Raw genomic sequence first — 8,830 nt, forward strand, 5'->3', positions numbered from 1 at the left:
GCACAGGCCGGCCGCCGCCATCGCGCTGGCGGAGCCGACCTCCCCCTGGCAGCCGGCCTCCGCGCCCGAGATCGAGGCGTTGTGCTTGATCAATCCGCCGATGGCGGCGGCCGTCAGAAGGAAGTCCTGAACGCGGGCCGGGTCGGCGCCGACGCACCGGTCCAGGTAGTACCGGATCACGGCGGGGACGACGCCTGCGGCCCCGTTCGTCGGCGCCGTCACCACCTTGCCGCCGGCCGCGTTCTCCTCGTTGACCGCCATGGCGTAGACGCCCAACCATTCCGTGACGCTGTGCGGCTGCTCCCGGTTCGAGCCCTGTTCGGCAAGCAGCTGGTCCCGGATGCGCTTGGCCCGGCGTCGGACGCGAAGACCCCCGGGCAACTCGCCGTCCCGCGACAGCCCGCGCTCGATACAACCGTCCATCGTAGTCCAGATGCGCGCGAGCCCCGCGTCGATCTCGGCTTCCGAATGGCTGACGGCCTCGTTCGCGCGCTTCATGGCGGCGATGGACAGGCCGCTGTCCCGCGCCATGCGCAGCATCGCGGCCGCCGATTCGAACGGGTAGGGCCAGAGCCGCGGGTCCGCGGCGTCGGAAGATGGCGGCAGGACGACGTCGCGTTGCGCGGCGGTGAGGATGAAGCCGCCGCCGATCGAATAGTAGGTCTCGGACAGGATCGGCGAGCCCTGCCCGTCGCAGGCGGTGACGACGAGCCCGTTCGCGTGGCCGGGCAGCGGAGGCCCGAAATCGAACGCGACCGCGCTTTCGGGATCGAAGGCGAGAACCGGAAGCCCCGGCAGGACGAGGCACTTGTCGACGCGCAGGTCCTCGAGCCGGCGCTCGGCCTCGGCCATCTCGATGTCGGCGGGCCGGTAGCCGAGCAGGCCGAACGACACCGCGCGGTCGGTGGCATGGCCCTTCCCCGTGAAGGCGAGCGACCCGTACAGGGTCACGCGCACTGCGGCAGCCGCGCCTTTCGCCGGACTGGCCCGCAGAAGGTCGAGGAAGTCGGCCGCCGCCGTCATCGGCCCCATCGTGTGGGACGAGGACGGCCCCAGGCCGAGCTTGAACACGTCGAATACGCTGAGGAACATCAAGACGTCCTGTTACGGCCTCGATCTGCACCCCGTGGCACCGCGGCTGGCCTTCTATCGCACTCCTTGTGCCGGCAGTCCCTGGTTTTGCCTACGTCGAGGATGTCGAGCATGCGGCCACGTAGGGACAGGCGCCCCCGTCCCCCCCGACCAGGTGCCAATCTGTCCGAACCCATCCTTCCGATCCGATCTCGAACCCAAGCGCCATCGCCGCGGCGCGATTTTTGCGGTTCCGTTCGAACCACGCTCGGCCGAGGACGGCCCGAAACCGGGGGATCGCCCGCCGCGGCGGCTGGCGTCGTCCTCGACCGGCCGACATGGTGCTGAATCTCGCTTCGTGGATCGGAGAGATCATGGCGTCCAAGGACCAACCCTCCGGCCTGACGGCGCGCAAGACCGTCGAGGACATCATCGCGGGGGGTGAGGGCGACGGGCATCAGCTCTCGAAATCGCTCGGCCTGTTCTCGATCATCGCGATGGGCATCGGCGCCGTCATCGGCGCGGGCATCTTCGTGCTCACCGGCACCGCGGCCGCGCAATATGCCGGGCCGGGGATCATGCTGTCGTTCGTGGCCGGCGGCATCGCCTGCGCCTTCGTCGGGCTGTGCTACGCCGAGATGGCGGCGCTGATCCCGGTGGCGGGATCGAGCTACACCTACACCTATGCGACCTTGGGCGAACTCTTCGCCTGGATCATCGGCTGGGACCTGATCCTCGAATACGCCATGGGCGCCGCCACCGTGGCGGTCGGCTGGTCGGGCTACGTCGTCAGCCTGCTCAAGGATGTCGGGCTGGTGATCCCGGCCCGCTTCACCGCCGCGCCCGGCACCGCGGTGAAGCTCGCCGACGGCTCCGACGCCACGGCGTTCGCGAACCTGCCGGCGGTGCTGATCGTCGCGCTGCTGACGCTGCTGCTGGTGCGCGGCACCAAGGAATCGGCCCGGCTCAACAACATCATGGTGGCGGTGAAGCTGACCGTGGTGATCGCCTTCATCGTGCTCGGCTACGGCTACATCAAGCAGGCGAACTGGACCCCGTTCATCCCCGACAACGACGGCAATTTCGGCCATTTCGGCTGGAGCGGCGTCCTGCGCGGGGCGGGCGTGGTGTTCTTCGCCTTCATCGGGTTCGATGCGGTCTCCACCGCCGCGCAGGAGGCGAAGTCGCCCCAGCGCGACATGCCGATCGGCATCCTCGGCTCGCTCGCGATCTGCACGGTGCTCTACGTGCTGGTCGCCGCCGTGCTCACCGGCGTGGTGCCCTACAAGGATCTCAACGTCCCCGATCCGATCGCCAAGGGCGTCGACGTGATCGGGATCGCGTGGTTCTCGGCGCTGATCAAGCTCGGGGCGCTCACCGGCCTGACCACCGTGATCCTGGTGCTGCTCTACGGCCAGAGCCGGATCTTCTACACCATGGCCAACGACGGCCTGCTGCCGCGCCTGTTCGCCCACGTGCACCCGACCTACCAGACGCCCTATCGCAGCCAGCTCCTGATCGGCTCGGTGGTGGCGGTGGTGGCCGCCCTGGTGCCGATCGGCATCCTCGGCGAGATGGTGAGCATCGGGACGCTCGCCGCCTTCATCCTGGTCTGCGGCTCGGTGATCTACCTGCGGCGCTCGGACAAGAAGCGGCCCCGCCCGTTCCGCGTGCCCTACGTGCCGATGGTCCCCCTGCTCGGCATCCTGTCCTGCCTGTTCCTGATGGCGGGCCTGCCGCTCGACACCTGGATCCGGCTCGTCGTGTGGATGGCGATCGGCTTCGTGATCTACTACGTCTACGGCCGCAAGCACTCGGTGCTGCGGCGCCGGGACGGGACGGCAGCGTAGGCCGGGGAGCCTCCCGGCCGCGAGCCCAGATGCCGCCTTAGGCCGTCCGGTAGAGCAGCACGCGGCCGGCCGAGATCAGGTGCAGCAGGCCGTCGAAGTCGGCGATGTTGCGGGTCAGAACGGTGAGCCCGAGCTTCTGCGCCAGCAGGAACAGCACGCAATCCTGCAGCGCGCGCAGGCGGCCGTCGGCAGCATAGCCCTGTAGCCGGCAGAGGATGCCGGACAGCAGCGCCGCGCGGCCGAGCACGTCCGCGTCCGGAGCGAAGACCCGATGCGGGCGCATCGCATCGATCTGCCGCCCGATCGCCGAGACCGCCGCCACTGTCCGCGGGTCGTCCGGGTTCAGGACGCCGACCGTGTGCATCAGTTCCTGGATGGCCACGGTCGCGTGGTTGACGGGCCGCGTCGTGATCGCACGGACGACGGCGGCCGGCGCACGCCCCTGGAGGCGATCGATGGAGACGCAGGTGTCGAGCAACAGGGCAGACCCGGCCACCTGAGCCGCATCGAGAAACGGCAGATCCGCGTCGCGCCGACGCGCGAGGGTGGCGCGCGGGTGGCGCGCGGCGCGAAGCGCGCCCAGCGGACGGCCGCCGCGAAATCGAAATCCGCCGCCTCAGAACCCGAGCTTCAGGTCCGGGTCCACCGTACCGCCCACCGCCTCGAACACGGTCGCGAAGTCGTCGTCCAGCGCGACGCTGGCCAGCGCGAAGGCGATGAGGTCGGTATCCGCCGCGATGCCCGTGCGCCGCTTCGCCTGGTCGAGCGGGGCCGGGCTGATCCGGTTGCTGATGCGCGCGCTCTTGTCGGCCAGCAGCCCGGAACGTTCGGCGGCCTCCATCACCGCCTCGAAACGGCTCCCCCTGGGATCGGGCCGTTTGTGTCCGTGTTCGCTGCGGCCTTCGGTATCGCGTCACCCTGGCGTTCGACAAATTCGGTATTCGTCGAACATATCACCGGCCGACCAAGCCCGGAAGCGCCTCACCCGAACACGTATCCCCCGTTGATCCGCAGGCCGACCTCGCGGCCGGTGGCGTAGCGCTCGCCGTCGGAATCCTCGACGATCAGCAGGCCGCCGTCGGGGCGGGCGACCTCGATGCGCTGCCGGCCTTGGCTGCGGTAGGACGAGCGGACGGTGCCGGTGAGATGCGCGGTGGCGGGCTCCACCAGTTGCAGCTGCCAGGGCCGCACGAAGAGTTTGACGGGGCCGATCAGGCCGGCCGGCGCGACGACCGGGGTGGGCCGGCCGTCGACGCGGACCTGGCCGCCCTCCGTGATCGCCTCGACCTCGATCGCATCGCCGAGGAAACGCAGCACGGTGGCCGAGGCCGGGTTCTCCTGCACTTCGTCGGGGGTGCCGACCTGCTCGAGGCGGCCGCGGTCGAGCACCGCGACCCGGTCGGAGAGCTCCAGCGCCTCGTCTTGGTCGTGGGTGACGAAGATCGTGGTCTGGCCGGTGCGGTCGTGGATCTCGCGCAGCCACCGCCGCAGGTCTTTTCGCACCTGGGCGTCGAGGGCGCCGAACGGCTCGTCCAAGAGGAGGACACGCGGCTCGACGGCGAGGGCGCGGGCCAGCGCGATGCGCTGGCGCTGGCCGCCCGAGAGCTGCGAGGGATAGCGGTCGGCGAAGCCCGAGAGCCGGATCAGGTCGAGCAGCTCGCCGACGCGGCGCTTGATCTCGGCGGCCGGCGGGCGCTCCGAGCGCTTCCGCGCGTTCAGGCCGTAGGCGATGTTGTCGGCCACGCTCATGTGCTTGAACAGGGCGTAGTGCTGGAACACGAAGCCGACGGCGCGCTGCTGCACGGGCAGGAAGGTCGCGTCGTCGCCGCCGAACAGGATGCGACCGCGATCAGGCGTGTCGAGCCCGGCGATGATGCGCAGCAGCGTGGTCTTGCCGGAGCCCGAGGGGCCGAGCAGGCCGAGCAATTCGCCCGCGCGCACGTCGAGGTTGAAGTCGTGCAGGACGGCCGCCGTGTCGAAGGTCTTCGACAGGCCCTCGACGCGGATCGCGGTCGAATTCGCGTTAATGCCGTGCCCGCGACCCGAGCTCCGCCCCGTAGCGCCATTCGAGGAGGGATTTGAGGGCGAGCGTGACAAGGGCGAGTCCGGCAAGGAGCGAGGCGACGGCGAAGGCGGCGACGAAATTGTACTCATTGTAGAGGATCTCCACGTGGAGCGGGATGGTGTTGGTCAGGCCGCGGATATGCCCGGACACCACCGAGACCGCGCCGAACTCGCCCATGGCGCGGGCGTTGCAGAGCAGGACGCTGTAGAGCAGGCCCCAGCGGATGTTGGGCAGCGTCACCGTGCGGAAGGTGTGGAGGCCGGTGGCGCCGAGCGTCAGCGCCGCCTCCTCCTCGGCGTTGCCCTGCTCCTGCATCAGCGGGATCAGCTCGCGCGCCACGAACGGGAAGGTGACGAACACCGTCGCCAGCACGATGCCGGGCAGTGCGAACAGGATCTGGATGCCGTTGGCCTGCAGCCAGCCGCCGAACAGGCCCTGGCTCCCGAACAGCAGCACGTAGATCAGGCCCGAGACCACCGGCGAGACCGAGAACGGCAGGTCGATCAGCGTGATCAGCAGGCTCTTGCCGGTGAACTCGAACTTGGCGATCGCCCAGGCGGCGGCGACCCCGAAGACGAGGTTGAACGGCACGGCGATCGCGGCCACCGTCAGCGTCAGGCGGATCGCGGTCCAGGCGTCGGGCTCGGAGAACGCCTCGAGATAGGCCCCGACGCCGCGCGCAAACGCCTGGGCGAAGACCGTGAACAGCGGCAGCACCAGGAACAGCGCCAGGAACACCACCGCGGTGCCGATCAGCAGGCCGCGCACGAGGCGGCCCTCGTTGGCGGCATCCTCCTGCACGGGGGCTGCGGCCGTCAGGCTCAGATCAGACATAACCGAACCTCCGGCGGCTCCAGGCCTGGATCAGGTTGATCGCGAGCAGGGTCAGGAACGAGATCCCGAGCATGATCGTGGCGATCGCCGCGGCGCCCCCGTAATCGAACTCGGAGAGCTTGATGACGATCAAGAGCGGCGCGATCTCGGAGACGTAAGGCAGGTTGCCGGCGATGAAGATGATCGAGCCGTACTCGCCGACGCCGCGGGCGAAGGCCAGCGCGAAGCCGGTGAGCACCGCCGGGATCAACGGCGGCAGCACCACCCTGGTCAGCGTCGTCCACCGGGTGGCGCCCAGCGTCGCGGAGGCCTCCTCGACCTCCTTGTCGATCTCGGCGATCAGCGGCTGGACGGTGCGCACGGCGAAGGGCAGGCCGATGAACACCATGGCGATGAAGATGCCGACCGGGGTGTAGGCGGCCTGGATGCCGAGTTTCGTCAGTTGCGCGCCGACCAGCCCGTTCGGCGCGTAGAGCGAGGCCAGCGCGATGCCCGCCACCGCCGTCGGCAGGGCGAAGGGCAGGTCGACCACCGCGTCGACGAGCTTGCGCCCGGGGAAGCGGTAGCGGGTCAGCACCCAGGCGACGAGGAATCCGAACACCGAGGCGGTAAGCGCGGCGAGCAGCGACACGCCGAAGCTGATCTTGAGGGCGCTGGCGACGCGCGGGTCGGTGGCGACGTACCAGATCCCCGACAGGCCGAGGCCCGAGGCCTTGGCGACGAGGGCGGCGAGCGGCAGCAGCACCACCAGCCCGAGGCAGGTCAGCGTGTAGCCGAAGGTGAGCCCGAAGCCGGGGATCACGCTGGGTTGTCGGAAACGCCGCTTCGGGCGGGGTGGGGCGACCATGATGCCTCGACGGATCGTCCCTCCCCCCTCTGCGGGGGAGGGTGGCCCTCGCGTGAGCGAGGGTCGGGAGAGGGGAGCGCGTAGTCCGGAGAGGGCGCTCCCCTCTCCCGACTTAGCTCGCGGCCCACCCTCCCCCACAGAGGGGGGAGGGAAAGCGTGGAGCGTTTACCGCCCCTGGCGGCTCAACTGGTCGAACAGGCCGCCGGTGTCGAAGTTCTTCTTCTGGATCTCGTCCCAGTTGCCTTGGAGGTCCTCGATCTTGAACAGCTTGATCTCGGGCAGCTGCTTGAGGTCGGCCTCGGCCGCGGCCTGGGGCTTGAACGGGCGGTAATGGTGCTTGGCGAAGATCGCCTGCGCCTTGTCGGTGTAGAGGAAGGCGAGGTAGGCCTCCGCCTGCTTGCGGGTGCCCTTGCGGTCGACGTTGGCGTCGACGAGCGCCACCGGCGGCTCGGCGTAGATCGAGGTCGGCGGCACGACGATGTCGAACTTGTCGGCGCCGAACTCCTGCAGCACGAGGTAGGCCTCGTTCTCCCAGGTCGGCAGCACGTCGCCCAAGCCCCGCTGCGCGAAGGTGACGGTGGAGCCGCGCGCGCCGGTGTCGAGCACCGGCACGTTCTTGTAGACGGTGCCGACGAAGGCGTCGGCCTTGGCCGTGTCGTTGTCCTGGTTGTAGGCGTAGCCCCAGGCGGCGAGGAAGTTCCAGCGTCCGCCGGCCGAGGTCTTGGGGTTCGGGGTGATGACCTTGATGTCGGGCTTGGCGAGGTCTCCCCAGTCCTTCACGCCCTTCGGGTTGCCCTTGCGCACCAGGAACACCACCGTCGAGGTGTAGGGCAGCGCGTCGTTCGGCTGCTTGGTGCGCCAGTCCGCGGAAATCTTCTTGGTCAGCTTGGCGATCGCGTCGATGTCGGAGGGGATGCCGAGCGTCACCACGTCGGCGTCGACGCCGTCGATCACCGTGCGGGCCTGCGAGCCCGAGCCGCCATGGGAGGCGCGCACCGTCAGCGTCTCGCCGGTCTTGGCCTTCCACTCCTCCGCGAAGGCCGCGTTGACGTCGCGGTAGAGTTCGCGCGTCGGGTCGTAGGAGACGTTGAGCAGGGCCGTCTGCGCCTGAGCGCCGCCCGCCGCGAACAGGCCGCCGGCCAGGCACAGCCCCGCCAGCGCCGTGCGCCGCCCGATCCGTCCCGCGCGCCGTGTTCCGTTCCGCTCGCTCACGCCGATCCTCCGGTCATCACCGCTGGACGACGGCCCATCGGGCACCGTCCCTGACGAAGAAGTCGGGTTCTCGTTCGTTTTACAGAACGTTGTCAACTGGTGGATCGCCGTCCTTCCATCCCAGGAACACGGTGGAAGACATGATCATTCTTCCGGCGCGTGCCTCAACCGAGCGGACGGCGACGGGGTCCTTCTACAGAAATGGCCTGCCAGAGAAGAGAAGCGCGAAGCGCGACGCGTTTCTTAGAAAGAACGTTATGTGGCTCCGGCGTCATGTGTTCGCGCAGGCAGATACACGACGCGGCCCGCCGGGCATGCCCGACGCGAAAAAATCCTCATGCGTCGAGGTATCCCGCCTCGGCCAGGGCCTCGGCGACGGCTTCGAAGCAGGGCTCGCCGGGGGCGAAGCCGTCGGGATTCGGCTCGAACACGTCGTCGTCGGCCTGCGGGTGGGCCGGGAGCGCATCCGCACGCAGGCGGCCACCGAGGCCGAAGAAGCTCGTGGCCGCCGTGAGGGCCCCGCCGATCGATCCTATCGTCATGCCACACCCCATTCGTGAACGGTTCGTTAACGATGGTGGCGGGAAAGCGTTGCACACGCAAGACGTGTGGGTCGGGACGCGTCGTCGGCCCTTGCCTGCGGCTCCGCGGTGACGTGGCCGGCCTGCATCGCCGGCGGGACTTTTCGCGGCTCGCTGGCGGCCCTGCGGACGGGGCCGGGCGGCCGGGCTATGGAATGCGGCGCGCCGGACCGGCGGCCCCAACCGACAAGATGTCCATGACCGTGATCGCCCTCGTGCTCGTCGCCAACCTGCTGCTGGCCGGCCTGTTCTCCCTCGTCGCCATCGCGGTCGACTGACGGTTCGCGGCGCGGTCAGCCCCGCACAGGGCGGTCGAGGGAGCGGTCGACCGGGCCGTCGAGGGGATGGAGGCGGTCGGCCGGCCCGGGGC

Annotated in this window: 10 protein-coding genes; 2 read left to right on the forward strand and 8 right to left on the reverse strand. The window is 69.4% G+C overall.

The genetic code is table 11. The features are described 5' to 3' along the window. A partial coding sequence (locus FV222_RS11205) for an L-serine ammonia-lyase (protein ID WP_147814299.1) occupies positions 1–1,092 on the reverse strand: 1,092 nt, incomplete at its 3' end. A gap of 353 nt (positions 1,093–1,445) precedes the next feature. Here FV222_RS11205 and FV222_RS11210 point away from each other — a divergent pair. Next, entirely contained in the window at positions 1,446–2,921 is a 1,476-nt protein-coding gene (locus tag FV222_RS11210) for an amino acid permease (protein ID WP_147753994.1), read from the forward strand. A 37-nt stretch (positions 2,922–2,958) separates the two neighbouring features. Here the strand turns inward: FV222_RS11210 and FV222_RS11215 are convergent, their stop codons facing one another. From FV222_RS11215 to FV222_RS11250, 7 genes are all read right to left on the reverse strand, one after another. Further along, the gene (locus tag FV222_RS11215; RefSeq protein WP_246685418.1) at positions 2,959–3,417 is read right to left on the reverse strand and encodes a DNA-binding protein; all 459 of its coding nucleotides are present in this window, start codon (positions 3,415–3,417) and stop codon (positions 2,959–2,961) included. A 120-nt stretch (positions 3,418–3,537) separates the two neighbouring features. Then, positions 3,538–3,762: a hypothetical protein gene (locus FV222_RS11220; protein ID WP_147753993.1), complete on the reverse strand. Its 225-nt coding sequence runs from the start codon at positions 3,760–3,762 to the stop codon at positions 3,538–3,540. Between the two features lie 140 nt (positions 3,763–3,902). After that, positions 3,903–4,928 (reverse strand): sulfate/molybdate ABC transporter ATP-binding protein, encoded by a 1,026-nt coding sequence (locus tag FV222_RS11225; protein WP_306422429.1) that lies wholly within the window; start codon positions 4,926–4,928, stop codon positions 3,903–3,905. Between the two features lie 16 nt (positions 4,929–4,944). After that, positions 4,945–5,820, reverse strand: a complete 876-nt coding sequence (cysW, locus tag FV222_RS11230; protein ID WP_147753992.1) for a sulfate ABC transporter permease subunit CysW — start codon at positions 5,818–5,820, stop codon at positions 4,945–4,947. Further along, positions 5,813–6,667, reverse strand: coding sequence for a sulfate ABC transporter permease subunit CysT (cysT, locus tag FV222_RS11235; protein ID WP_147761626.1), 855 nt, complete (start codon positions 6,665–6,667; stop codon positions 5,813–5,815). Before cysT ends, cysW begins: the two co-directional genes overlap by 8 nt. 165 nt (positions 6,668–6,832) lie before the next feature. Next, complete coding sequence (locus FV222_RS11245; RefSeq protein WP_246685419.1) at positions 6,833–7,825, reverse strand: sulfate ABC transporter substrate-binding protein; 993 nt, start codon at positions 7,823–7,825, stop codon at positions 6,833–6,835. Between the two features lie 389 nt (positions 7,826–8,214). Next, complete coding sequence (locus FV222_RS11250) at positions 8,215–8,421, reverse strand: hypothetical protein (RefSeq protein ID WP_147761625.1); 207 nt, start codon at positions 8,419–8,421, stop codon at positions 8,215–8,217. 194 nt (positions 8,422–8,615) lie between these two features. On the opposite strand from FV222_RS11250, the gene FV222_RS31875 reads away from it, so the two are divergent. Next, positions 8,616–8,738: a hypothetical protein gene (locus FV222_RS31875; protein WP_281406015.1), complete on the forward strand. Its 123-nt coding sequence runs from the start codon at positions 8,616–8,618 to the stop codon at positions 8,736–8,738. The last annotated feature ends 92 nt before the right edge of the window (positions 8,739–8,830 follow it).

This window comes from Methylobacterium sp. WL103 (genome assembly GCF_008039885.1).
GTDB classification, from domain to species: Bacteria; Pseudomonadota; Alphaproteobacteria; order Rhizobiales; family Beijerinckiaceae; genus Methylobacterium; species Methylobacterium cerastii.